Source organism: Rhodococcus sp. RDE2 (assembly GCF_020885655.1).
Classification (GTDB): domain Bacteria; phylum Actinomycetota; class Actinomycetes; order Mycobacteriales; family Mycobacteriaceae; genus Rhodococcus; species Rhodococcus pyridinivorans.
Genome location: NZ_AP025186.1, coordinates 3,599,061 through 3,623,844, shown reverse-complemented (window position 1 = coordinate 3,623,844; position 24,784 = coordinate 3,599,061). Strand labels below are relative to the sequence as shown.

At 70.0% G+C, this 24,784-nt stretch carries 25 protein-coding genes; 19 read left to right on the top strand and 6 right to left on the bottom strand.

The window, feature by feature from the left end; genetic code table 11:
• The first annotated feature begins 4 nt into the window (after positions 1–4).
• The 5 genes from LPH33_RS16905 (at position 5) to LPH33_RS16885 (ending at position 5,846) form a co-directional block, all read left to right on the top strand.
• On the top strand, positions 5–1,195 hold the full coding sequence (locus tag LPH33_RS16905; protein ID WP_229565197.1) for a sensor histidine kinase: 1,191 nt from the start codon (positions 5–7) through the stop codon (positions 1,193–1,195).
• Position 1,196: 1 nt separating this feature from the next.
• Entirely contained in the window at positions 1,197–1,925 is a 729-nt protein-coding gene (locus LPH33_RS16900) for a response regulator transcription factor (RefSeq protein WP_267499169.1), read from the top strand.
• A 112-nt stretch (positions 1,926–2,037) separates the two neighbouring features.
• Positions 2,038–2,823, top strand: coding sequence for an ABC transporter ATP-binding protein (locus LPH33_RS16895; protein ID WP_229565195.1), 786 nt, complete (start codon positions 2,038–2,040; stop codon positions 2,821–2,823).
• On the top strand, positions 2,820–5,264 hold the full coding sequence (locus LPH33_RS16890; protein WP_229565193.1) for an FtsX-like permease family protein: 2,445 nt from the start codon (positions 2,820–2,822) through the stop codon (positions 5,262–5,264). The genes LPH33_RS16895 and LPH33_RS16890 overlap by 4 nt, the downstream gene beginning before the upstream one ends.
• A 168-nt stretch (positions 5,265–5,432) precedes the next feature.
• A complete protein-coding gene (locus tag LPH33_RS16885) occupies positions 5,433–5,846 on the top strand; it encodes a hypothetical protein (RefSeq protein ID WP_229565191.1) in 414 nt (137 codons plus the stop codon).
• Here LPH33_RS16885 and LPH33_RS16880 read toward each other — a convergent pair.
• Both LPH33_RS16880 and LPH33_RS16875 read right to left on the bottom strand, forming a co-directional pair.
• Positions 5,824–6,534, bottom strand: coding sequence for a TIGR03089 family protein (locus LPH33_RS16880; protein ID WP_229565189.1), 711 nt, complete (start codon positions 6,532–6,534; stop codon positions 5,824–5,826). The two genes, LPH33_RS16885 and LPH33_RS16880, sit on opposite strands and share 23 nt — an antisense overlap.
• A 20-nt stretch (positions 6,535–6,554) precedes the next feature.
• Positions 6,555–8,048 (bottom strand): LCP family protein, encoded by a 1,494-nt coding sequence (locus LPH33_RS16875; protein WP_229568372.1) that lies wholly within the window; start codon positions 8,046–8,048, stop codon positions 6,555–6,557.
• Between the two features lie 296 nt (positions 8,049–8,344).
• Here LPH33_RS16875 and rfbD point away from each other — a divergent pair, with 296 nt between their 5' ends.
• Genes rfbD through LPH33_RS16855 form a run of 4 tightly spaced genes read left to right on the top strand, consistent with a single transcriptional unit; the run spans position 8,345 to position 12,054 of the window.
• Complete coding sequence (gene rfbD / locus LPH33_RS16870) at positions 8,345–9,214, top strand: dTDP-4-dehydrorhamnose reductase (protein ID WP_229565187.1); 870 nt, start codon at positions 8,345–8,347, stop codon at positions 9,212–9,214.
• Between the two features lie 59 nt (positions 9,215–9,273).
• Entirely contained in the window at positions 9,274–10,200 is a 927-nt protein-coding gene (locus LPH33_RS16865; RefSeq protein WP_120283531.1) for a glycosyltransferase family 2 protein, read from the top strand.
• Positions 10,190–11,275: a sugar phosphate nucleotidyltransferase gene (locus tag LPH33_RS16860; RefSeq protein WP_059382268.1), complete on the top strand. Its 1,086-nt coding sequence runs from the start codon at positions 10,190–10,192 to the stop codon at positions 11,273–11,275. The genes LPH33_RS16865 and LPH33_RS16860 overlap by 11 nt, the downstream gene beginning before the upstream one ends.
• A gap of 14 nt (positions 11,276–11,289) precedes the next feature.
• On the top strand, positions 11,290–12,054 hold the full coding sequence (locus LPH33_RS16855; RefSeq protein ID WP_229565185.1) for an SGNH/GDSL hydrolase family protein: 765 nt from the start codon (positions 11,290–11,292) through the stop codon (positions 12,052–12,054).
• Between the two features lie 87 nt (positions 12,055–12,141).
• On the opposite strand, the gene LPH33_RS16850 is transcribed toward LPH33_RS16855, so the two are convergent.
• The 3 genes from LPH33_RS16850 to cofD are packed head-to-tail and all read right to left on the bottom strand — an operon-like array spanning position 12,142 to position 15,055.
• Positions 12,142–12,696, bottom strand: a complete 555-nt coding sequence (locus LPH33_RS16850) for an NUDIX hydrolase (protein WP_060651331.1) — start codon at positions 12,694–12,696, stop codon at positions 12,142–12,144.
• Between the two features lie 2 nt (positions 12,697–12,698).
• On the bottom strand, positions 12,699–14,066 hold the full coding sequence (locus tag LPH33_RS16845) for a coenzyme F420-0:L-glutamate ligase (protein WP_016694886.1): 1,368 nt from the start codon (positions 14,064–14,066) through the stop codon (positions 12,699–12,701).
• Entirely contained in the window at positions 14,066–15,055 is a 990-nt protein-coding gene (cofD, locus tag LPH33_RS16840; protein ID WP_088897701.1) for a 2-phospho-L-lactate transferase, read from the bottom strand. Before cofD ends, LPH33_RS16845 begins: the two co-directional genes overlap by 1 nt.
• A 334-nt stretch (positions 15,056–15,389) precedes the next feature.
• Here cofD and LPH33_RS16835 point away from each other — a divergent pair, with 334 nt between their 5' ends.
• Positions 15,390–15,656 carry a WhiB family transcriptional regulator gene (locus LPH33_RS16835; RefSeq protein ID WP_167414258.1) on the top strand — a complete coding sequence of 89 codons (267 nt, stop codon included), beginning with the start codon at positions 15,390–15,392 and terminating at the stop codon, positions 15,654–15,656.
• A gap of 120 nt (positions 15,657–15,776) precedes the next feature.
• Here the strand turns inward: LPH33_RS16835 and LPH33_RS16830 are convergent, their stop codons facing one another.
• Positions 15,777–16,271 carry a metallopeptidase family protein gene (locus LPH33_RS16830; RefSeq protein WP_059382262.1) on the bottom strand — a complete coding sequence of 165 codons (495 nt, stop codon included), beginning with the start codon at positions 16,269–16,271 and terminating at the stop codon, positions 15,777–15,779.
• An 87-nt stretch (positions 16,272–16,358) separates the two neighbouring features.
• Here LPH33_RS16830 and LPH33_RS16825 point away from each other — a divergent pair, with 87 nt between their 5' ends.
• The 9 genes from LPH33_RS16825 (at position 16,359) to ahcY (ending at position 24,764) form a co-directional block, all read left to right on the top strand.
• Complete coding sequence (locus LPH33_RS16825) at positions 16,359–16,754, top strand: DUF3499 domain-containing protein (RefSeq protein WP_172414905.1); 396 nt, start codon at positions 16,359–16,361, stop codon at positions 16,752–16,754.
• Between the two features lie 76 nt (positions 16,755–16,830).
• A complete protein-coding gene (locus tag LPH33_RS16820; protein WP_088897702.1) occupies positions 16,831–18,201 on the top strand; it encodes a phosphomannomutase/phosphoglucomutase in 1,371 nt (456 codons plus the stop codon).
• A gap of 102 nt (positions 18,202–18,303) precedes the next feature.
• Positions 18,304–19,389: a tobH protein gene (locus LPH33_RS16815; protein WP_088897703.1), complete on the top strand. Its 1,086-nt coding sequence runs from the start codon at positions 18,304–18,306 to the stop codon at positions 19,387–19,389.
• The gene (gene manA, locus LPH33_RS16810) at positions 19,389–20,666 is read left to right on the top strand and encodes a mannose-6-phosphate isomerase, class I (protein ID WP_145693169.1); all 1,278 of its coding nucleotides are present in this window, start codon (positions 19,389–19,391) and stop codon (positions 20,664–20,666) included. The genes LPH33_RS16815 and manA overlap by 1 nt, the downstream gene beginning before the upstream one ends.
• Positions 20,667–20,875: 209 nt before the next feature.
• On the top strand, positions 20,876–22,120 hold the full coding sequence (locus tag LPH33_RS16805) for an alkane 1-monooxygenase (protein ID WP_160874281.1): 1,245 nt from the start codon (positions 20,876–20,878) through the stop codon (positions 22,118–22,120).
• Between the two features lie 2 nt (positions 22,121–22,122).
• Positions 22,123–22,290 (top strand): rubredoxin, encoded by a 168-nt coding sequence (locus LPH33_RS16800; protein ID WP_172414906.1) that lies wholly within the window; start codon positions 22,123–22,125, stop codon positions 22,288–22,290.
• Positions 22,287–22,472, top strand: coding sequence for a rubredoxin (locus tag LPH33_RS16795; RefSeq protein WP_016694878.1), 186 nt, complete (start codon positions 22,287–22,289; stop codon positions 22,470–22,472). Before LPH33_RS16800 ends, LPH33_RS16795 begins: the two co-directional genes overlap by 4 nt.
• A gap of 69 nt (positions 22,473–22,541) precedes the next feature.
• A complete protein-coding gene (locus LPH33_RS16790; protein ID WP_145693167.1) occupies positions 22,542–23,147 on the top strand; it encodes a TetR/AcrR family transcriptional regulator in 606 nt (201 codons plus the stop codon).
• A gap of 147 nt (positions 23,148–23,294) precedes the next feature.
• Positions 23,295–24,764, top strand: coding sequence for an adenosylhomocysteinase (gene ahcY, locus LPH33_RS16785; RefSeq protein WP_016694876.1), 1,470 nt, complete (start codon positions 23,295–23,297; stop codon positions 24,762–24,764).
• Positions 24,765–24,784: the final 20 nt, after the last annotated feature.

Here is a 24,784-nt window from a genome sequence, read left to right as displayed (position 1 = left end):
CGCCGTGCAGACGACCCCGCTGCTCGAACGCTGGAACCGGTGGGCCCGCGGGCACGCCGGAGTGATCGACGGGGCGTTCGCCGCGGTGCTCGCCCTGTTCGGGGTCGCCCTGTACGTGGCGGACGCGCGATCGGTGCCGGGACTGTCGGTCACCCTCGCGCTCACGGTGCCGTTGGCCTGGCGCAGGACCCGCCCGGTGGTGGCGGGTTCGCTCGTCGCGCTCGCCGCCTACGCGCACTTGCTCGTCCTGCCGGAGGTCCTCCCGATCTCGGCGATCGCGGTGCCGATCGCGGTGTACGCGCTCGCCGCCTACGCTCCGCGGTGGGCCGCCAACACCGCGCTGCCGGTCGCGGTCGCCGGCGGCGCACTCGCCGGGGTGCGCTATTTCGGGTACGACGGCCGCACCGCACTCGAAGCGTTCGTGACGGCCACCTTCGTCGCGGTCTTCCTCGCCGGTGTGTGGGCGTTCGGCCGGGTCCGCGGATTGCGGTTGCGCGAAATGGATTCGCTCACCGAGCGCAACCGGTTGCTCGAACTCGAACGTCTCAAGGAGGCCGAACTGGCCGCCACCCAGGAGCGCACCCGCATCGCCCGGGAGATGCACGACATCGTCGCGCACTCGCTCACGGCGATCATCGCGCAGGCCGACGGTGGTCGCTACGCCGCCGCGACGAACCCGGAGGCGGCCGTGGGGACGTTGACCACCATCGCCGAGACCGGGCGTCGCGCGTTGACCGACATGCGCGGGTTGCTGTCGGTGCTCCGCGAGGACACGCCGCGCGAGTTCACTACCACGCCCGGCGTCGGCGACGTGCCGGCACTCGTCGAGCAGATGCGCACGAGCGGGCTCGAGGTCGAGTTCTCGGTCGACGGGCAGAGCCGCGAGGTGCCCGAGGGACTGGGACTGTCGGTCTACCGGATCGTGCAGGAATCGCTCACCAACGTCCTCAAGCACGCGGGTCCCCGCGCCCGCACCGACGTCCGTCTCGACTGGCGGCCCGACACGCTCGTCGTCGAGATCGTCGACGACGGCAGGGGAGCGGCGGCGCTCGTCGAGGCGCGGCCGGGTGGGCAGGGGCTGACCGGTATCGAGGAGCGGGCCCGGCTGCACGGCGGTCGCGCGGTGGCCGGTCCGAGGGACGGTGGCGGCTACCGGGTCCGTGTCGAACTGCCCGCCCCGACGGTCTCCCCCTAGGGTGGCATCCGTGACCGAACCCGCCCGCGACACCCGATCCGACACGGCCATCCGTGTCGGGCTCGTCGACGACCAACAGCTCGTGCGCGCCGGTTTCCGCATGGTGCTCGAATCGCAGCCGGACATCGGGGTCGTCGTCGAGGCGTCCGACGGTGAGGCCGCCGTCGCCGAACTCGAACGGGTCCGCGCCGACGTCGTGCTGATGGACGTGCAGATGCCGCGGGTCGACGGGATCTCGGCGACGCGATCGTTGCTGCGCTCGGCCGACGCGCCGAAGGTCGTGGTACTCACCACCTTCGACAACGACGACTACGTCGTCCAGGCGATCGCCGCCGGTGCGAGCGGTTTCCTGCTCAAGGACGCGCCGCCCGAGGACCTGCTGGCCGCGGTGCGGACGGTGCACCGCGGCGACGCCGTGATGGCCCCGCGCGCGACCCGCTCACTGCTGCACCACGTTTCGCCGTTGCTCGACGGTGCGGAGCGACGCTCGGCGCCGGTCGCGGTGCCCGAGGATCTGACCCCGCGCGAACTCGAGGTGCTCGTCGCGATGGCGCACGGCCTGACCAACGGGGAGATCGCCGAGCGGTTCGTGCTCTCCGAGACGACCGTCAAGACCCACGTGGGCCGGGTGCTGGCGAAGACGGGCTCACGCGACCGCGTGCAGGCGGTGCTGTTCGCCTTCCGCGCCGGTCTCGTGCATCCCGACGATCTGCTCGGCTCGGGGGAGTAGGACCGTGGTGCCATCCCGGAGACGACCGCTCCTCCCGGGGTAGGACACCGGGGCGACGAAGATCGACTCGCGGGTCGATGTGCGTGCACCGCATCGCTTCTAGCGTCGAAGCATGACTTCGATCAGCTCTTTCGTACCGGCATGTTCGGCTCAGGGGGTCGTCCGCGTCTACGGGCGCGGCGACGCCGAGGTGCGTGCCCTCGACGGGGTGTCCGTCGCCTTCGAGCGGGGACGCTTCACCGCGATCATGGGACCCTCCGGATCCGGCAAGTCGACGCTCATGCACGCTCTCGCCGGTCTCGACGGTGTCGATTCCGGGCGCGTGATCCTCCACGGTGACGACCGCCGCGGCGACGTCGAGATCAGCACCGCCCCCGATGCGGTGCTCACCGAACTGCGCCGCGACCGCATCGGGTTCGTCTTCCAGGCGTTCAATCTGCTGCCCGTGCTCACCGCCCGCGACAACATCCTGCTGCCGATGGGTCTGGCAGGCTCGCGCCCGACGCCCGACTGGTTCGACGAGGTGACCGGCCGGCTCGGTCTGACCGAGCGGCTCGACCACCTTCCCCACGAGATGTCCGGCGGTCAGCAGCAACGCGTCGCCGTCGCGCGGGCGCTCCTGCCGCAGCCCGACGTGATCTTCGCCGACGAACCCACCGGAAACCTCGACTCGCAGTCCGGCGCGGAGGTGCTCTCCATGCTCCGGTCGAGCGTGCGGGAGACCGGCCAGACCGTGGTGATGGTGACGCACGATCCGGTTGCGGCCTCCTACTCCGATCGCGTGGTGCTGCTCGCCGACGGCCGGCTCGCCGGCGAGATCGCGCGACCCACAGCGGATTCGGTGATCGATGCGATGCGCGACCTGCGCACCTCCCGAACGGTGGTGCCGGTCCGATGAGACATCTCGTCCTGGCCCAGGCCCGCGCGCACCGGGGACGATATGTCGCGTCCGCACTGGCGGTCTTCGTCGCGGTCGCGTTCGTCGTCACCACCCTCGTGCTCGGCGACACGGTGAGCGCATCGGTCTCGAAATCCACCGCGGCCCGGTACGAGGGGGTCGCGGCCGTCGCTCTCCCCGCTGACTCCACCGCCGCACCCGACGAGGTGCTCACGCTGGTCGCCACGACACCGGACGTCGATGCGGCGGCACTGGACGTCACTGGGCCCGTCCGGCTGATCGACGCCGACGGGTCGTCCTCGAACGGCACTGCAACGAGCATTGCGCCCGAGGGGGCCCTGCGGTGGCAGCAGCTCGGGGACGGCCGCTGGCCGTCGAACCCGGGTGAGGTCGCCGTCGGCTCGTCGTCCGGCCGGGCGATCGGTGACGAGATCACCGTCGCCGACCTGACGGGTTCCGTCCCCCCGACCACCGTGGAGGTCGTCGGCGTCGTCGATCTCGACGGATCACCGCTCGCCCTGAGTCCGGGATCGGTCTTCGGCGACGTCGCGCAGGTGCGGTCGTGGTCCGGGGACACGACGGACTGGGAGGTCCGTGCCGTCGGTGACGCCGACGCCGTGCGAGCGGCACTCGCGCCGGTGCCGGGCGTCGATGTCGTGCCGGGTGCCGATCGCGCCACGGCGGTCGCCGACGACTACGTCGGGGACGTCGCCCTGCTGCGCAACGTCCTGCTGTGTTTCGCAGCGATCTCGGTGGTCGTGGCCGGCCTGGTCATCGCCAACACCTTCTCCGTCCTGCTCGCCGCGCGCACCCGCGAACTGGCCCTGATGCGCTGTGTCGGCGTGACGTCAGCCCAGGTCCGCCGCAGTGTCCGCGGCGAGGCGTTCGTCGTCGGTCTCGTCGCGGCCGTCCTCGGCGTGCTCGGCGGGTCCGGACTCGCCGCGGCCGTGGTGGCCGTGGCGCGGGCCGTGGACGCCCCGATCCCGCTCACGTCGGTCTCCGTGACGATCACGACGGTGGTCGCCGGTCTGATCGTGGGAACGGGCATGACGGTGGTCGCCGCGAACGGTGCCGCGCGGGCGGCGACCCGCGTGCGGGCGCTCGCGGCCCTGCAGCCCCTCGAGACCCGCCCCGAACCGGTGCGCGACTCGTGGGTGCGCCGCACCTGCGCCGCGCTGGCGATCGTCGGGGGCACGGCACTGCTCGCTCTCGGGGTGGTCATGGCGAACGTGCTCGTCGCGTGCCCCGGGGGGCTGCTGCTGTTCGTCGGCGTGGTGCTCGCCTCCCGCCGTCTCGTGCCCGCCGCGGTCGGTGCGGTGGGGGACGTGCTCGCCCGTACCGGTGGTCCGCTCGCGGTGCTCGCTGCCGGCAACGCGCGGCGCAATCCGCGCCGCACCGCGTCGACGGCCACCGCGCTGTTCATCGGGGTGACGTTGACCTCGACCCTCGTCGTGGGGATCGGCACGCTCAAAGGCGGGGCGCCCGACGTGATCGACGAGCAGTTCCCCGTCGACATGGCCGTAACCGCGCCCGGACGTGCCGGGCTCGCCCCGGAGGTGACCGAGCGGCTGACGGCGGTCGAGCGGGTGAGCAGCGGCGCCGAGCTCGCGACCGTCGACCTCACGATCGGTGGCACGGAGGCGTCGGTCCTCGGCGTCGATCCCGCGGCGATGGCCTCGACCGTCCGGACCGACGTGCGCCTGCCCGAGGCCGGGACGATCGTGCTCGAACGCTCCCTGGCGAGGTCGGTGGGCGTGGACGACGGAGCCGTCGTCACCGTCGGCGGCCCCGTGGGCACCCGCGAGCTGACCGTCGCCACGACCGAGCCGGGGATGCCCGACATGATCGAGTGGAGCGACCTGACCGCCGTCGCCGGTCCCGTCACGGCGGATACCGTGTGGCTGAAACTCGATCGGGGACTGTCGGACGAGGACCTCGTCGCCGTCTCCGACGACCTGTCGCGGATCGCCGCGGCCGAGGCTCCGGGCAGCGAGGTGGTCGGCGCGGTCCAGATGCGGCAGATGTTCGAGAAGATCCTCGACACGATGCTGCTGATCGTCGGCGGGTTGCTGTCCGTGGCCGTGGTGATCGCCCTGATCGGCGTGGGCAACACGATGGCGTTGTCCGTGCTCGAGCGGCGACGGGAGACCGCGATGCTGCGCTCGGTGGGTCTCTCGCGGGCCGGTGTGCGGAGTCTGCTCGTGCGGGAGGCATCGATCATCGCCGGCGTGGCGTCGCTTCTCGGCGTGGTGCTCGGGCTGCTGTTCGGGGCGGCCGGCACGGCCTCGGTGATCGGCCCGGGCCACATCGCACTCGGTTCGGTGCCGTGGTGGCAGCTCGCGGCGATTGTTCTGGTGGGCGGTGTCGCGGGCGTCGTCGCCTCGCTCGTCCCCGCCCAGCGCGCGAGCCGGGTGTCGCCGGTCGCGGCGATGGCGGGGTAACGGTCGGTCCTCCGCCCGACGGTGCTCCCGGTCGACCGGAACGCGCCCGAGTCCTTCCACGGCTCGGGCGCGTTCGTCGTCGAATCGGCGGTTCGAGACGACCGGCCGAGAATCGGGCCGACGAAGTCGGCAGAGGATCGGACGATCGAGTCGGCGTAGGCTCGAGCCGTGTCGGGACGGGACCGGAAGCGTGCCAGGGCGATACGCGCGTCGCGCGGCGTCCGGTCGGCGCGGTTCGTCACCGCACTCGCGACGGTGTGGGGCAGGGCCTGGGGCGGCTCGGTGTCCTTCGACGACGAGTTCGGCCTGTTCGTCTGCACCGGTATGCGCGGTGGCTTCGCGCGCGGCGGCACCACCGTCGGCGGGGTCTTCCTCACCCGGAAGGCCCCGCCGCGCCGGCTGTTGCGGCACGAGGCGATCCATGTCGACCAGTGGGCCCGCTACGGCATCGGCTTCGCGGCGCGCTATCTGTGGGAGGAACTCCGCAACCCGGGGTCCCGCAACAGGTTCGAGATCGAGGCGGGACTCGCCGACGGCGGCTACCGCGCGGAGCGCGGGATCACCCGTCCAGACGAACCGTGATCTTCTCGCTCGCGACGCGGCGTTCGGTGGCCTCCGGGTCGGGATTGCTCACCTGCACCAGCGACGCCCGGGCCGCGAGCACCGCGAGCAGTCCGGCGACGAGATCGTCGGGCTGCGACCAGGATCGGGACGACAACACGCGCTCGCCGCTGCCGATATCTGCCGCCGACGCCGACTCCGTGGCGGCAGCGAGCACGTCCGACTGTGAACGTCCGGCGAGCACCGCGTCGCCCGCACCGGAGGATCGGAACTGGTCGCCGTGCATCCGCACGTCCGTCGCATAGTCCGTGATCCCGGGCGGCAGGTCGCGCACGGGGGCACCGAAGGCGTCGAGCGACAACGCCGCGACCTCGGCAACCGTGTCGACTTCGTCCAGCCGGTCGGGGGTGACGAGAGCGAGATCGGCATCGGGGTCGGCCTCGAGCACGACCTCGGCGCCGGCCCACCACGCACCGAGCAGCACCGCTGCGCTCTGCCAATGCGCGGGCAGCAGCACCGCGACACGACCGCCGGGGAGAACGCCGAACTGATCGCGGATCATGTTGGCCGTCTTGGCGGCCCAGTTGGCGAGGGTGAGCGCCGACAATTCGATACGCGCGCCGGTCGCGTCGTCGTACCAGGTGATCCGCGGACCCGCCGGATCTTCGGCGAGGATCGGGTCGAGCAGTGCGTCGGTCAGGGTGGTCACGATGTCCTTCTTCTCGGCTGTCAGTTCACGCAGCGCGGGCCGTCGGAGCCCGCGTCGATGGGCGGCGCGGCGGGAGCCGGGGTGGCGGTGCCACCGGCCGGGCTCACGCCGATGTCGGAGGCGGATGCGGCGGTGGACGAACCGGAGTACGACGACGAGCCGGGGCCGGTGTAGTCGCCGGCGAGCACGACCCGCACGGTGCCGGCCGGGAGCGAGGGATCGGACTCGGTGGCGAGACCACCGAGCGCGGCGGCCACCGCGCGGGTCTCGTCGGAGTCCTCGTCGGCACCGAAGACCGTCGACGTGCCCACCCCTGAACCGGTGTAGTTGCCCACCTCGCCCTCGACGTAGCCCTCCTCGGACAGAGCCGTGGAGACCTGGGAGGCCAGGCCGGACACGGATCCGGCGTTCGCGACGTCGACCGTGACGGTCGACGCGTCGATGTCGGGAGCGGGCACCGGGGTCGAGGTGGTCTCGCTGCCGTCCGGTTCGCGGCCGATCAGCTCGGCGACGAAGGAGCGCACCTCGTCCGGATCGACCTGCACCACCGACTCGCCGTAGTCGGTCATCGCGTTGATGTCCTGCACCGGGATCGTCGAGAAGGTCACGTCGCCACCGGCGAGGCCCTGCAACTGCGTCGCGAGCGCCATGATGTCCCAATCGGAGTCGAGCACCACCGAACGCTGCACCGCGGCGGTCAGCTGACTCACCTTCGACGGGTTGGACAACGTCTTGGCGCTGAGCACTTTCTGTGCCAGCGACGCCATGAACACCTGCTGCCGCACGATCCGGTCGAGATCGCCGCGCGGCAGGTCGTGACGCTGGCGGACGAAGCTCAGTGCGTCCGAACCCTGCAGGGTCTGCTCACCGGCATCGAAACGGGCACCCGACAGCGGCTCGTCGACCGGTGCGTTCAGGCACACCTCGACACCGCCGACGGCGTCGGTGAGCAGCACGAAGCCGAGGAGTCCGACCTCGGCGTAGTGGTCGACGGTCACACCCGTCAGGTCGGCGACCGACTCGATGAGCGCCTCCCGGCCCGCCTGGGTCGATTCCTTCTCGAGTTCGGCCTCGGTCGCGTCGGCGTCCGCTTCGACGAGCTCGGCGCGCCGGTTCGCCTTCGTGGCGCCGTAGGCCGCGTTGATCTTCGACATCCCGATCTCGGGCACCTCGACGTAGGTGTCGCGGGGGATCGACATCGCGGTGGCAGACCGGCCGTCGTTCGGAACGCGGATCAGGATGATCGTGTCGGTGTTGTTCGCTACTTCCTCACCCGCGCGCAACGCGTCGAGCTCGCGCTGGGAGAGGGGATTGCCGTGCGCGTCGGTGCGGCTGTCCGTGCCCACCAGCAGGATGTCGACGGCGCCGTCCTCGCCGTCGCCGAGGGCCAGGCCGCGGACCGAGGCCAGCGACGACTGCAGCGCGTCGACGCTGCGCCACGCCACACCGGTGACGACCAGCACCAGGCACGCCGCGATCGCGACGGCGATCTGCCACGGCCTGCCGCTGTACACCCGCGCCTCCGCCGGTGCTCCGGGGCTGCGCGAGGGCGGCTCGCGCCGGGTGGAACGCCGGGACTGCCGGGGACCGGGATCCGACCCGTACCTGCCGTCGGCAGCTGTCGGATCGCCCGCGCGGGGGCGACGTCCCGTCGGATCGGGACGTCGGCCGGTGCGGCGACGCGGCTCTGGCGGCACCTGGTACTCCTCTTGTGGGTGGTACGGGGTCTGTGTATGTAGCTCTCGGTTGAAGGCTACTGGTGGGGACGCTCGCCCGGCGCGCACCACTCCGGCGTGCCAGACTTCTCCGAGTGCGTAGCGTTCTCGTCACCGGAGCCCGTGGCCAGCTCGGCCGTCATCTCGTGAACCGCGGCACCGCGGCGGGGATACCGATCCGCGGTGTCGGATCGTCCGAGGTGGACATCACCGATCCGCAGGCCGTGGCCGCCGCGGTCGAACCGGGATCCGTGGTGATCAACGCCGCCGCGTACACCGCCGTCGACGCGGCCGAGACCGACGAGGACCGGGCTGCTGTGGTGAACGGCACGGGCCCGGGCGTGTTGGCCGCCGTCTGCGCCGACAAGGGTGCCCGTCTCGTCCATGTCTCCACCGACTACGTCTTCGCCGGCGACGCGAGCGAGCCGTACCGGGTGGACGCGCCGACCGGCCCGCGCACGGCCTACGGACGCACCAAACTCGCAGGTGAGAGAGCGGTGCTGGAGGCGCTGCCCACCGCGCACGTCGTGCGCACCGCCTGGGTGTACACGGGCGACGGCAGCGACTTCGTCGCGACCATGCGGCGACTCGAGGGCGAACGCGAGACCCTGCGCGTCGTCGACGACCAGCGTGGTTGCCCCACCTATGCCCGCGACCTGGCGGACGGCCTGCTCGAACTCGCCTCCCGCGCCGACGGCGTCCCCGGTGGGATCCTGCACGCGACCAACGCCGGGGAAGCGACGTGGTTCGACCTCGCCCGAGCGGTCTTCGAGGAGATCGGCGCCGATCCGGAGCGGGTGCACCCGTGCAGCAGCGACGAGTTCGTCCGCCCCGCGCCCCGGCCCGCCTACTCGGTGCTCGACGACAGCGCGTGGATCGGCGCCGGCCTGACACCCTTCCGTCCGTGGCGGGAGGCACTGCACGAGGCGATCGCCGGTGACGGAGTCGTGCCGCCTGCACGATGACATCCGACGAAGCGGCCCGTGAGGTGTCGCACACCGTCGAGGTCGCTAAGGTGACCGGCGTGGAATCGACGCTGGCCGTGGTGACGGTGACCTACTCGCCCGGAGAGCACCTCGAGAACTTTCTCACCTCGCTCACCTCCGCGACCGTTCTGCCGACGCAGGTGATCCTGGCCGACAACGGTTCGACCGACGGTGCTCCCGAGGCCGCCGAGGCGGCACACGAGAACGTGCGACTGCTCCGGACCGGCGGGAACATCGGTTACGGCGGTGCGATCAACCGCGCGGTCGCCGAGGTCGACCCGTCCGCGGAGTTCGTCGTCGTCGCGAACCCCGACGTCCGGTGGCACCCCGGTTCGCTCGACGAGATGCTCGACGCGGCGCGTCGCTGGCCCCGCGCCGGCTCGCTCGGGCCGCTGATCCACGAACCCGACGGAAGCGTCTACCCCTCGGCGCGCACCGTCCCCACCCTCGCCTCCGGTGCCGGTCACGCGCTGCTCGGCACCGTCTGGCCGGCCAATCCGTGGACGCGCCGCTACCGCCAGGAGAACGAGGAGATCAGCGAACGCCCCGTGGGCTGGCTGTCCGGATCGTGCCTGCTGCTGCGGCGAGCGGCCTTCGATTCGATCGACGGCTTCGATTCGCGATACTTCATGTACATGGAGGACGTGGACCTCGGCGACCGGCTCGGCCGAGCGGGCTGGCTCAACGTGTACGTGCCGTCCGCGGTGGTCACACACGCCAAGGGCCACGCGGCCGGACGGCACCCCGAACTGATGCTCCCGGCACATCACGAGAGTGCCTACCGCTTCCAGGCGGACCGTCACCCCCACGGGTGGCAGGCGCCGCTGCGATGGGCGTTGCGGGCCGGGCTCGCGGTGCGATCGCGAGTGGCGGTCGCGGCGGCCGTGCGGGAGCGTCGGAACGGGAGGACCGACCAGAACATTCCGGTCGGCACGACAGTGAACAGGGGAGACGATGACGAGTGATTCGGCACCGCACACCGATGCGGTGATTCTGGTCGGCGGACAGGGCACGCGGCTACGGCCGCTGACGCTGTCGGCACCCAAGCCGATGCTGCCCACCGCGGGGGTGCCCTTCCTCACCCACCTGCTCGCGCGGATCCGTGAGGCGGGCATCAAGCACGTCGTGCTCGGCACCTCGTTCAAGGCCGAGGTCTTCGAGGAGTACTTCGCCGACGGGTCCGACTTCGGACTCGAGATCGAGTACGTCACCGAGACCGAGCCGCTCGGCACCGGCGGTGGTATCCGCAACGTGCTGCCGAAACTGCGTGCCGACAACGTCATGGTCTTCAACGGCGACGTGCTCGGTGGCACCGATCTCGGCGCCGTGCTCGACACGCATGTGCGCACCGAGGCGGACGTGACCCTGCACCTGGTGCGGGTGAGCGATCCGCGTGCCTTCGGCTGTGTGCCGACCGACGAGGACGGCCGGGTGACCGCCTTCCTCGAGAAGACCCAGGATCCGCCGACCGATCAGATCAACGCCGGCTGCTACGTCTTCCGCCGCGAGATCATCGAGCAGATCCCCGAGGGCCGCCCGGTCTCGGTGGAGCGCGAGGTGTTCCCGGCGCTGCTGACCGAGGGCAAGAAGGTCTACGGACACGTCGACGCCGCCTACTGGCGCGACATGGGCACCCCGGAGGACTTCGTCCGCGGCTCGGCCGATCTGGTCCGTGGTATCGCCCCGTCGCCGGCGCTTCCGCCGCAGCGCGGCGAGTCGCTCGTGCATCCGGGTGCCTCCGTGGCTCCCGGCGCACTGCTGATCGGCGGCACGGTCGTCGGCCGTGGCGCGGAGATCGGCGCCGGCGCCCGCCTGGACGGCGCGGTGATCTTCGACGGCGCGCGGGTCGAGGCCGGCGCGGTGATCGAGCGGACCATCATCGGTTTCGGGGTGCGGGTCGGTCCGCGCGCCCTGATCCGCGACGGCGTGATCGGCGACGGCGCCGACATCGGCGCCCGATGCGAACTGTTGCGCGGTGCGCGGGTGTGGCCCGGGGTGAAGATCCCCGACGGCGGCATCCGTTTCAGCACCGACGTCTGAGTCGAGAGGACGAAGTGAGCTTCGAACGGTATGTGGCCCTCGGCGATTCGTTCACCGAGGGAGTCGGGGACCCGGATCCGTCGCGTCCCAACGGGTTGCGCGGCTGGGCCGATCTCGTCGCGGGTGAGCTGGCGCGGCACTCGGAGAACTTCGCGTACGCGAACCTCGCCATCCGGGGCCGGTTGCTGCGACCGATCATCGACGAGCAGCTCGAGACTGCCGTGGCGATGCGTCCCGATCTCGTGACGATCTACGCCGGCGGCAACAACCTCATGCGTCCGAAGCTCGACCTCGACGCGCTCGCGGCCGAGTACGACGAGGCGATCGGCAAGCTCGCCGCGACCGGCGCCCGCATCCTGATGTGGACGGCCTACGACGGCAGCTGGGCACCGGTCTTCGGGATGCTGCGCGGCCGCTGGGCCGTGTACAACGAGCTCGTCCGGGAGATCGCCGACCGGCACGGGGCGACCATCGTCGACTTCTGGCGGTTCGACGAGTACCGCGATCTGCGGATGTGGGACTTCGACCGGCTGCACATGTCCGCGGCCGGCCACCACAACATGGCGATCCGCGTGCTCGATCTGCTCGGCGTCGAACACGGTCTCGGACCGGTGGAGTTCGACGAGGCACCGGTCCTCACGCGGACCCAGGAACGCGCCGCGGACCGCGCATGGATGCGCGAGTTCCTCGTCCCCTGGGTGGGCCGGCGGCTGCGCGGGGTGTCCTCCGGCGACGGCATCACCCCGAAGTACCCCGAACTCGGACCGGTCCGGGTCTGACCTCACGGCCCGGTTCCGACCTCACGCTCGTCCCGGCGATCCGCTGGGACGAGCGTGGTCGTTCCAGGCCCGTCGGGCCGCCTCGGCTCAGGCCCGTCGGGCCGCGGCGAGCCGGACCATGTGCGTGATCGTCTCGTGCTCGGCCTCCGGCGGGAGCGCGTCGACGGGCCACCACTGCAGATCGGTGGATTCGTCGCTGCGCACCGGCCGGGCACCCACGGGTGCGGTCACCAGGAACCGCAGGTCGAGGTGACGGGTGGGCACCCCGAGGGAGCACGTGATCGGATGCGTATGCGCCGAGAGCAGTTCCGGATCGATCACCAGATCGGCGATGCCCGATTCCTCGGTGGCCTCGCGCAGGGCCGCGTCGACGACGGTCTCGTCCGACGGCTCGCAGTGCCCGCCGAGCTGGATCCACCGCCCCACCCGCGGATGCAGGGTGAGCAACACGTTGCGGTGGTCGGCGTCGAGCACGATCGACGACGCCGTGATGTGCCCGGGCACGTGTTCGCGCAGGCACCCGTCGGGCGCCGAGTCGAGGAACGCCAGCATCGTGTGCCGCAGCGATTCGGCGTCCTCGGAGTCGGTGCGCCAGGCGGTGAGCCGGTCGATCGCCGAGGCGTGCAGGGAACGCGCCGACACGACTACAGCTCCACGAGGGCGTCGCCCGGGTCCGCGGGTTCGCGCGGCTCCGGTTCGGTGAGCGGGTAGCCGACGGCGACCGCCCCGAGCGGCGACCACTCGGCAGGAAGCCCGAGTTCCTCGCGAACCACCTCGGGCGCGAAGATCGTCGAGCCGATCCAGCAGCTGCCGAGCCCGCGGGTGGCGAGGGACACGAGCAGACCCTGCACCGCGGCGCCGGCGGCGACGGTGAACATCGTGGCCTCGGCCGCGGTACGACGGGCATCCGGATAGTGGTGTGCGCCGTCGGGCACCCAGAAGGGGACGATCACCTCGGGCGCGTCGTAGAGGATCGCGCCGCGGGAGATCCGGCGTTCGACGGCCACCGGGTCGAGTCCGTCGCCGTGGAGATCCTCGGCCCACCTGTCGCGCATGCGGTCGAGGAGCCGGCGGCGCACCTGCTCGGTGCGCACCCACACGAACCGCACCGGGCGGGTGTGATGGGGTGCGGGTGCGGTGAGGGCCTCGGCGACCGCTTCGCGCAGATCCTCGGGATCGACGGGCTCGGCGGCGAACTGCCGCACCGACCGGCGCAGCAGCAGTGCCTCGCGCCGACCGCGTTCGAGGGCTTCCTCGGTGCCGAGCCAGAACAGGTCGTCCTCGCCGCTGCGGATCAGGGCGCGGGCGGTGGATCCGTCGTCGGGCAGGTCGAGTCCGCGCACCACGGCGACGGGCACACCGCCGAGCTTGCCCTTGACCAGATCGCCTGCGGCGGCGATCTCGTCGGCGACCGCCACGGAGGTCACCTGCAGTTCGTTGCCCTGCGAGTCGTGCGAGCCGGCGTAGCCGTGCAGGACGGGAAGCCCCGACGAGCCGATCGCGGCGTCGGTCTGGCCGTTGCGCCAGGCGCGGCCCATGGTGTCGGTGACCACCACGGCGACCCGGACGCCGAGCAGCGCACCGAGCCGCTCGCGGAGGGCCGCTGCGCTCGCGTCGGGATTCTCGGGCAGCAACGCGAGTTCGGCGCTGTCGACGTTCGATCCGTCGATGCCGGAGGCCGCCTGCACGATGCCGAGCTTGTTCTCGGTGATGAGGGTGCGGCCCTTGCGTGCCAGCACGCGCACGGCTTCCTCGTTCACGAGGCGGCGTCGGAGCGCGTCGCGGGCGTCGGGATCGGTGGGCGCGGCGACGATCCGTCCCTCGACCTTCGAGACCACCTTGCTGGTGACGACGAGGACGTCCCCGTCGGCCAGCCACGGTGCGGCCTGCGCGAGGGCCTCGGCCAGGTCGTCGCCGGGCCGGAATTCGGGAAGCCCGGCGACGGGCAGGATCTCGATCGGGCCGCCCGGCGCGTGGTCGCGCACTGCGGGGTCGGCGACGGCGTCCGGCATCACAGGGTCACTCCGGCGAGGTCGAGGGCGGCGTGGGCCATGTCGGCCGTGGCGTCGGTGTCGGTCATGAGCAGGGGAACGGATCGGACCTCGACGCCCGGCACCTCGGCACTGTCGGTCGAGTGCACGAGCCAGCCGTCGAGAATGCCTGTGCCCGAGCGGGCGCCGTAGTACCGGCCGACGGCCTCGGCGGTGGTCTCCACTCCGATGACGTCCAGGCACGCATCGGCCATGCCGCGCAGGGGCTTGCCGTCGATGACGGGGGACAGGCCGACGACCTTCGCCGACGTGGTGCGCAGCGCGCCGCGGATACCGGGGATCGCGAGGATCGCCCCGACGCTCACGACGGGGTTCGACGGGGCCAGGACGACGGCGTCGGCGTTCTCGATCGCCTCGAGCACACCGGGAGCCGGTTTCGCTTCTTCTGCGCCGATGTGCGCGAAGCTGTGGGTGGGCACCTGGGCGCGGTGGCGGACCCACCATTCCTCGAAGTGCACGGCCCGCTGTTCACCGTCCTCGGGATCGGTGATGACGACGTGGGTCTCGCTGCGGTCGTCGGAGACCGGCAGCAGGGTCACACCGGGCTTCCACCGCGCGCACAGTGCTTCGGTGATCGCGGAGAGCGGGTAGCCGGTCCGCAGCATCTGTGTCCGGATGAGGTGGGTGGCGATGTCGCGGTCGCCGAGACCGAACCAGTCGGGGATCGCCCCGTAGGCGGCGAGTTCCTCCTTGGCGTTCCAGGTCTCGCCGGCGCGGCCCCAACCGCGTTCGGTGTCGATCCCACCGCCGAGGGTGTACATGCAGGTGTCGAGGTCCGGACAGATCCTCAGACCGTGCATCCACACGTCGTCGCCGACGTTGACGATCGCGGTGATGCGGTGTGCCGCGTCCGGATTCGGCTCCACGCCCGGGGAAATATCGAGAAGTCGGCGCAAACCTGAGAGAAAACGCGCCCCACCGACACCTCCGACCAATACAGTCACATTCACGGCCCAAGCCTAAGCGGTGCGTCGTCTACCCGGTCGCGCACCGTCCGAAACGCGTTTCGGCAAAGCGGCCGATGATATGTGAACAACGCCGCTCCGCTTGACCGCGACACACCCGAAGTGTCTAATCACATACATGTCATTCGATAATCGAATTCGAGATCCCTTGCGGTGAACCCGCATTCGAACGAGTATTCGAAGGATGGCAGCGGGTTGATCCCCGGTCATGATTCGGCGCTGCAGGTGAGGAGGGACAATGGCCGGCGAGCGCGACAGCTTCGAGCTCACTCGAAGCGATACTGCAGTCGAGGCTGTCTGTGACTACCCGGACGTCGGGGTGCCCGTCCTGAGTTTGATCTCGGGATTCGGCGACCCAGCGGATGGCGAGGAGCAGTGGCAGGAGCGTGCGCTCTGTGCGCAGACCGATCCGGAGGCATTCTTCCCAGAGAAGGGTGGCTCCACCAGAGAGGCCAAGCGCATCTGCATGGGGTGTGAGGTCCGGGACGAATGTCTCGAATACGCACTCGCCCACGACGAGCGGTTCGGTATCTGGGGCGGGCTTTCCGAGAGGGAACGCCGTCGCCTCAAGCGCGGAATAGTCTGACGAGGGGTTCGGCCCGGTACGGGGAGTACGGGACCGAGTGAAACGCCGAGTCGGACGACGAAGGTCGGGTTGCGGCCGTGGGGGACGAGCAACCCGGCCTTCGTCATATCCGGATGTCGTTCAGTCCTCGTCGTCCTCACCGAGTGTCGGATCCACCACTTCCGGCTCGACGCCGAGATAGGTGGCCACCTGGTGCACGAGGACGTCGTGCACCAGATCCGTCAGATCGTCCGGATCCTTCGCGCGCACCTCGAGCGGCCGGCGGAACAACACGATCCGCGCCCGGGTGGCAGCGCCTCGTCGATCGATCCCTGCCGGCACGAGCCGGGACAGCGGCACCGGCCCGTCGGCGACCACCTCGTCCGGCCAGTTGACCGAGTCGGGGTCGCGTGCCCGGATCTTCGGGACCTCGTCGACGGCGATGTCGAGCTTGGTGAGGCGGTCGTGCCAGCGCGCATCGATCGGCGCGAACGCCCCCAACACGAGCAGGTCGAATTTCTCGGCGCGGGTCTTCCACGCCGGCAGGCTCTGCGGGAACAGGGGACCGCGGATTCCCCTGCCGCGGCGTGCCACGGAACGGGACGACACAGGGCGGGAACGTCGTGCGCGGACCATGCCATGGACACTACGACACGAAAATCGCTCCACCCTTTCGGTGTGTCCGAATAGTCCTGGCGCGTCCGGCGCGCTACGCTCCCAGTCGTGAGAACACTGCGTCGATGCTGCCGGCCTGGGTGCAAGAACCCTGCTGTTGCGACGCTGACCTACGTGTACTCGGACTCCACTGCCGTTGTCGGTCCCCTGGCGACCGTCGCGGAACCGCACTCGTGGGATCTCTGCGAGATGCACGGTTCGCGCATCACGGCACCCAAGGGCTGGGAACTCGTCCGATACGAGGGAGCGTTCTCGTCGGCCACCCCCGACGAGGACGATCTGACCGCCCTCGCAGAGGCCGTACGCGAGGCCGGCCTGGGGGAGCGTTCCCGTTCCGACTCGAGCGACGACGACGCCGAGGAACCCCAACGGGCCGTCGTGCCTCCCACCGCACGCACCGGTCGACGCGGCCACCTGCGTGTTCTTCCCGATCCCACGTCCTGAGCCGTTCGCACTAGGCTGAGCGAGTGCGATGTCGCGGAGGACGGCATCGCGCGAGTCGAGTTCAGGAGCTAATACAGTGGCGAGAGCTGCCGAGTCGGTGTCAGCAGTCATCAAGGCCTACGACGTACGGGGAGTCGTCGGAGAGCAGATCGACGAAGAGTTCGTTCGCGAGGTCGGAGCGTCGTTCGCACGCCTGTTGCGCAGTGAGGGCAGCGCGGACCGTGTGGTGATCGGGCACGACATGCGTGCCTCGTCCCCCTCGCTGTCGCAGGCCTTCGCCGACGGGGTCACCGCCCAGGGACTCGACGTGGTGCTGATCGGCCTCGCGTCCACCGACCAGCTCTACTTCGCGTCGGGTCTGCTCGACGCACCCGGCGCGATGTTCACCGCCAGCCACAATCCCGCGAAGTACAACGGCATCAAGCTCTGCCGTGCCGGTGCCAAGCCCGTCGGTCAGGACACCGGTCTGGCGCAGATCTCCGCCGATCTCGTCGAGGGTGTGCCCGCCTACGACGGCGAGCGCGGCAGCATCACCGAGCAGGACGTCCTCGGGGACTACGCCTCGTTCGTCCGTGGCCTGGTCGATCTCGCGGAGATGCGGCCGCTGAAGGTGGCGGTCGACGCCGGCAACGGCATGGGCGGTCACACCGTCCCCGCCGTCTTCGGCGCTCTGCCCGTCGATCTCGTGCCGCTGTACTTCGAACTCGACGGCACCTTCCCGAACCACGAGGCCAACCCCCTCGACCCCGCCAACCTCGTCGACCTCCAGCGTCTGGTCGTCGAGTCCGGCGCCGACGTGGGCCTGGCCTTCGACGGCGACGCCGACCGCTGCTTCGTCGTCGACGAGCGCGGCGAGCCGGTCACCCCGTCCGCGGTCACGGCGCTCGTCGCCGCCCGCGAGCTCGCCAAGGAACCCGGTTCGACGATCATCCACAACCTCATCACCTCGCGTGTGGTGCCCGAACTCGTCGCCGAGCAGGGCGGCAAGCCGGTGCGCACCCGGGTCGGGCACTCGTTCATCAAGCAGCAGATGGCCGAGACCGGTGCCGTCTTCGGCGGGGAACACTCGGCGCACTACTACTTCCGCGACTTCTGGGGTGCCGACTCCGGCATGCTCGCGGCCCTGCACGTCCTTGCCGCACTCGCCTCGCAGGACGGTCCGCTCTCCGAGCTGATGAGCTCCTACAACCGGTACGCGGCGTCGGGCGAGATCAACTCGACGGTCGCCGACGCGGCCGAGCGCACCGAGGCCGTCGTCGCGGCGTTCGAGGATCGCGCGGTGTCGGTGGACCGGCTCGACGGTGTCACCGTCGACCTGCCCGACAACGCATGGTTCAACCTGCGCGCGTCCAACACCGAGCCGTTGCTGCGGCTCAACGTGGAGGCCCGCACGGACGGTGAGGTCGAGGCATTGGTGAAGGAGATCCTTTCCGTCGTTCGTGCGTAGACGGAGGGACAACGGGAATAATCGAAGTGCCGGTGCATGGCGTGCCGGGCTCGGTCAGGTGGCTCGCCGAGGTCGCGGCGGCGGAAGGAAGGTGATGCGGTCGTGACGGCACCCTCACCGCTGTTCGACTTCGACGATGCGGGCGGCCTGCTCGCTGCCGATGTCGACGGCATCCTCAGGAGCGCGGCCCTCGGCGGCGCTCAGATGCGCGCGGTCGCCGCGGCGGTCGACGAAGGTCTGCTCGGCCGGCTCACCGACATGCACCCCCGCAGTGTGGTCTTCGTCGGCACCGACGCCCGCGCCCGGTCGGCCGCGGAACTGGTCGTCGCGATGTTCGGTGGACAGGCCGGTGTACCGCTGGTCTCCGCCCCTGCCACCCCGCCCTGGGTCGGCGCGCTCGACGTCGTGGTGGTCTCGGGGAACGACGCGGGCGATCCCGAGCTGGCGCGCAGCATCGACGCCGGGCTGCGGCGCAGTGCGGAGGTCGTCGTCGACGCTCCGGACGAAGGTCCGGTGCGGGCGGTCTCGGCCGGTCGCGCGATGTCGTTGCCGCCGCGCGTCCGGGTCCAGACCCGGTACGTGCTCGCCCGACACGTCGCGGTGTTCTGTGCGGTGCTCGGCGTGTTGCAGCGCGCTGTCCGGATCACCGGTGTCCCGCCGCTCGCCGAGGTCGCCGACACGGCCGACGAGGAAGCGGCGCGCAATCACCCCGCAAACGAGGTCTTCCACAATCCCGCAAAGTCCCTCGCGGTGCGCATGCAGTCGCGTCGCGTGGTGTTCGCGGGAGATTCCGCCGCGACGACGGTGCTCGCCCGGCACGCGTCGGAGTCCCTGCTCCAGGAGGCGGGTGTGGTCGCCGGCGCTGCGGCACTGAGCGACGTGCTGGTCGCGCGCGACCGGCTCACGAACGTCGTCACCGCGAGCGGCGAGAACTACGACCCGTTCTTCCACGACGAGGAGCTGGACGGACCGGCACCGATCGCACCGGCGCGGGTGTTCGTACTCAGCACCGACCCCGACCGCTCGGCGGCGCAGCGCAGGACGGCGGCACTTCCGGATGTGGAATTGATGTCCGTGATCGGAGAATTCGAATCGAGCACGGTTCCGACCGTGCTGGAACAGGTGGCAGTGTTGACCGTCCGCACAGAGATGGCGGCCGCATATCTCGGACTGGCAGGGGGGAGATAGTGCACCGACTCGAAGGTGCGGTGCGCTCGTATGCCTGGGGGTCGCGGACCGCGATCGCCGCCCTGCGTGGCCGCAATGTGCCGTCCCATCATCCCGAGGCCGAGTTGTGGCTCGGTGCGCACCCGGCCGATCCCGCCAGGCTGGTGGATCCGGACGGCGACGAGCACTCGCTGCTCGACGTGCTGTCGGCCGATCCGCAGCGACACCTCGGTGATCGCACGGTGGGGGCGTTCGGTCCCCGGCTGCCCTTCCTCCTCAAGCTGTTGGCGGCGGAGGAACCGCTCTCACTGCAGGCGCATCCCAGCGCCGGCCAGGCGGCCGAGGGCTTCGCTCGTGAGGAAGCACTCGGCATCCCGGTCGACTCACCCGTCCGCAACTACAAGGACGCCAGCCACAAGCCCGAACTCGTGGTGGCGCTGACCCGGTTCGAGGCCCTGGCCGGCTTCCGCGATCCGAAACGGACCGTGGAGCTGTTCGAGGCCCTCGCCGTGCCGGAACTCGACCCCTATGTGGGACTGCTCGCGGGCCAGCCCGATTCGAGTGGTCTGCGGGCGCTGTTCACCACCTGGATCACGTTGCCCCCGCCCGCTCTCGCGGCGCTGCTGCCGCGTGTGCTCGACGGTTGCGTGACCTATCTCGCGGCCGGACGGGACGGCGAGCGCGGTTTCGTTCCGGAGGTGCGCACGGCCCTGCAGCTGGCGGATTTCTATCCCGGCGACGCCGGAGTGCTGGCCTCGCTGCTGCTCAACCGCATCACGCTGCAACCGGGCGAGGGCCTGTACCTCGACGCGGGGAATCTGCACGCCTATCTGCACGGCATGGGCGTCGAGATCATGGCGAACTCCGACAACGTGCTGCGCGGTGGTCTCACCCCGAAGCACGTGGACGTGCCCGAACTGCTGCGGGTGCTCGACTTCGGTGCGGCCTCGGTACCGATTCTCGAAGCCGTACCGGAGGCGTCGGCGGAGTCCGGGCCGGGGCAGGGCCCGATCGAACGCCGTTACCGCACGCCGGCGCCGGAGTTCGCGTTGTCGCGCATCGATCTCGGCGCGGGCGACACCCTCGGGGTCGGCGCCGACGGTCCGCAGATCCTGTTGTGCACCGCAGGCGATGCCCGCGTCGAGTGCGACGGCGAGTCGGTGACGCTGAGACCCGGCGATTCGGCGTGGTTGTCGGCGTGCGACCGGAATCCGACCGTCCACGGTTCTGCCGCAGACACGCAGGTCTTCCGGGCCCGTCTCGGCGAGATACCGGGAGCGGTGACCGACGAGTCCTGAAACAGGGTCCTTGTAGGGACGGAATCGAATCGAAGGCGAGCCCGCACGGGCTCGCCTTCGTCGTTTCCGGATGCACCTTCGTGAGATTTACAAATTCCTCCAAATGTCTAGACCTCGGACGAATGACGGCCTAGAGTCAAGATATGAGTGGTGTGCGTCACCGAGTGGTGGCGTGCCCGGCGCCATCGACGGTGATGAGGAGACCCGACATGAGTACGGCATCCGCGGATTCGGTGGATCGACCCGATCTCCAGTGGCGCGACCGGAAACGCCATCTGTGGCTTCTGGGGTTGGTACCCCCGACAGCACTGTTCGTCGCCACCGCGCTGGTGTGGGCTGGTAACGGACTCGGTCTGCAGAGCGTCACCCCGGTCCTGTGGTGGATCGGCCCCCTGCTGATCTACGTCCTCGTCCCGCTGCTCGACCTGTTCGTCGGGCCCGACGGCGAGAACCCACCCGACGAGTTGTTCGAGCAACTCGAGAACGACCGCTTCTACCGCTACTGCACCTACCTCTACCTGCCGTTCCAGTTCGCGTCGCTGGTCTTCGCCTGCTACCTCTGGTCGGCCGAGAATCTGTCCTGGCTCGGCATCGACGGCGGGCTCGGCGTGATGTCGAAGATCGGTCTCGCGATCTCGGTCGGCGTGGTCGCGGGCATCGGTATCAACACGGCGCACGAACTCGGCCACAAGAAGGTCGAATTCGAACGGCGACTGTCGAAGTGGGCGCTCGCCCCGTCGTTCTACGGGCACTTCTACATCGAGCACAATCGCGGTCACCACGTGCGGGTCGCCACCCCCGAGGACCCGGCCTCGGCCCGGTTCGGGGAGAGCTTCTGGCGATTTCTGCCCCGCAGCGTCGTCGGCAGCCTGCGGTCGGCATGGCGCCTCGAACGAGCACGCCTCGAACGGCTCGACAAGCCGGTGTGGAGCGTGCACAACGACGTCCTCAACGCGTGGGCGATCTCCGTTGCGCTGTACGCGGTGCTCCTCGGCGTCTTCGGCCTGTCGATCGCGCCGTATCTCGTGATCCAGGCGGTCTTCGGGTTCTCGTTGCTCGAGGTCGTGAACTATCTCGAGCACTACGGTCTGCTGCGGCAGAAGACCGCGAAGGGGCGCTACGAGCGCTGCTCGCCCGCACACAGCTGGAACAGCGACCACCTGGTGACGAACATCTTCCTGTACCACCTGCAGCGGCACAGCGACCATCACGCCAACCCCACGCGGCGCTACCAGACCCTGCGCAGCATGGAGATCTCACCGCAGCTGCCCGCGGGCTACGCGACGATGATCACCCTCGCCTACATCCCTCCGCTGTGGCGCAAGGTCATGGACCACCGCGTGCTCGACCACTACGACGGCGACCTCACCCGCGTCAACATCGAGCCGCGTCGACGCGAGAAGATCCTGGCCCGCTACGGAGCATCGAATCCCGCGGCCGCGGAAGGGAAGTGATCGTGGCGTCCTACCGCTGTCCCGTCTGCGAGTTCGTGTACGACGAGACCACCGGTGTTCCGCGGGAGGGCTTTCCGGCCGGCACCCCGTGGTCCGACGTGCCCGACGACTGGCCGTGTCCCGACTGCGGAGTCCGGGAGAAGATCGATTTCGAGGAGTACACCCCGTGAGCACCGACTACCGCTTGTTCCGTTGTCTCGTGTGCGGATTCGAGTACGACGAGGCCGAAGGATGGCCCGACGAGGGCATCGAACCCGGCACCCGATGGGAGGACATCCCCGACGACTGGTCCTGCCCGGACTGCGGCGCCGCCAAGGCCGACTTCGAGATGGTCGAGATCGTCCGCCGGTGAACCGCTACCCGGTGGATCACTGCCCGTGTTGCTTTGACGCGCACATCCGTGCGTGAGAGCGTTCCCACCATGTCGAACGCGCGGGTTCCCTTCCACGAGGCCAGTCGGGTGCTGCTGCGCTCGACGATCCTCGACGCGATGCGCGAGCTGCTGCTCGAACGCGACTGGTCGGCGGTCACCATGAGCGACGTCGCCCGCGCCGCCGGTATCAGCCGGCAGACCCTGTACAAGGAGTTCTCCTCCCGGCAGGGGCTCGCCCAGGGATATGCGTTGCGTCTGGTCGACGAGTTCGTCGATGCCGTGGCCGATTCGGTGTACGCCCACGTCGGCGACGCGCGGGCCGCGCTCGTGGACGGATTCACCTTCTTCTTCGAGGCGTCCGCCGCCGACCCCCTGGTGCAGTCGCTGCTGAGCGGGGAGGCCAAGCCCGACCTGCTGCGGTTGATCACCACCGACGCCGCCCCCATCCTCGAGCGGGGCGCGGGTCGCCTCACGGAGACCTTCCACCACAGCTGGATCGCGGCGTCCGAGTCCGACGCCGGGATCCTCGCGCGCGCCGTCGTGCGGGTCGCGCTGAGTTTCGTCTCGATGCCCCCGGCCTCGGGGCGCGATGTCGCCGCCGACCTCGCCGATCTGCTCGTGCCGTTCGTCGAACGGGCCGCTGTCCGCGGCTGACGAACGGCCCGCTGTCCGCGGCCGGCGGCTGCGGATGCACCGCGAAGGCGGTGGATTCCGTCGGGAGACGATCTGCCGGGCCTCTTCTTGCGCAGGTTGTATAGCCTGGAACCAACATCGTCTGCCGACAGGAAGAGGCATCTGCACGTGTCTGACACCACGCTCGTAGCCGACCGGGTCAACGGTCTCGATTTCAAGGTCGCCGATCTTTCCCTCGCCGAGTTCGGGCGCAAGGAGATCCGGCTCGCCGAACACGAGATGCCGGGCCTGATGGCGCTGCGTCGCGAGTACGCGGAGGTGCAGCCGCTGAAGGGCGCACGGATCTCCGGCTCGCTGCACATGACGGTCCAGACCGCTGTGCTCATCGAAACGCTCGTCTCCCTCGGCGCGCAGGTGCGCTGGGCGTCGTGCAACATCTTCTCCACCCAGGACCACGCCGCCGCGGCCGTCGTCGTCGGCCCGCACGGCACCCCCGAGGAGCCCAAGGGCGTCCCGGTCTTCGCCTGGAAGGGCGAGACCCTCGAGGAGTACTGGTGGGCGGCCGAGCAGATGCTCACCTGGCCCGGCGAACCCGCCAACATGATCCTCGACGACGGCGGCGACGCCACGATGCTCGTGCTCAAGGGCGCCCAGTTCGAGAAGGCCGGCGTCGTCCCGCCGATCGACGACGAGCAGGACTCCGCCGAGTACAAGGTCTTCCTCGAGCTGCTGCGCCGCTCGCTCGCGGCCGATTCGAAGAAGTGGACCACCGTCGCCGAGTCCGTCAAGGGCGTCACGGAGGAGACCACCACGGGCGTCCTGCGCCTGTACCAGCTCTCCGCGGCCGGCGAACTCGCGTTCCCCGCGATCAACGTCAACGACTCGGTCACCAAGAGCAAGTTCGACAACAAGTACGGCACCCGGCACTCGCTGCTCGACGGCATCAACCGCGGCACCGACGTCCTCATCGGCGGCAAGGCCGCGCTCGTGTGCGGCTACGGCGACGTGGGCAAGGGCTGCGCCGAGGCCCTGCGCGGCCAGGGCGCACGCGTCTCGGTCACCGAGGTCGACCCGATCAACGCCCTGCAGGCCATGATGGACGGCTACGACGTCGTGACGGTCGAGGATTTCATCGGCCAGGCCGACATCGTCATCACCGCGACCGGCAACAAGGACATCATCACCTTCGAGCACATGAAGGCGATGAAGCACCAGGCCATCCTCGGCAACATCGGCCACTTCGACAACGAGATCGACATGGCCGGCCTCGAGCGGGCCGCCGACGTCACGCGGATCAACATCAAGCCGCAGGTCGACGAGTTCACCTTCGCCGACGGTCATTCGATCATCGTCCTGTCGGAGGGCCGCCTGCTCAACCTCGGCAACGCCACGGGCCACCCCTCCTTCGTGATGAGCAACTCGTTCGCCAACCAGGTGATCGCCCAGATCGAGCTGTGGACCAAGCCCGACGAGTACGACAACGAGGTCTACCGCCTGCCCAAGCACCTCGACGAGAAGGTCGCGAAGATCCACGTCGAGGCGCTCGGCGGACAGATCACGAAGCTGACCAAGGAGCAGGCCGAGTACATCGGCGTCGACGTCGAGGGCCCGTACAAGCCCGAGCACTACCGCTACTGATCCCGGCAACTCGACGGGAA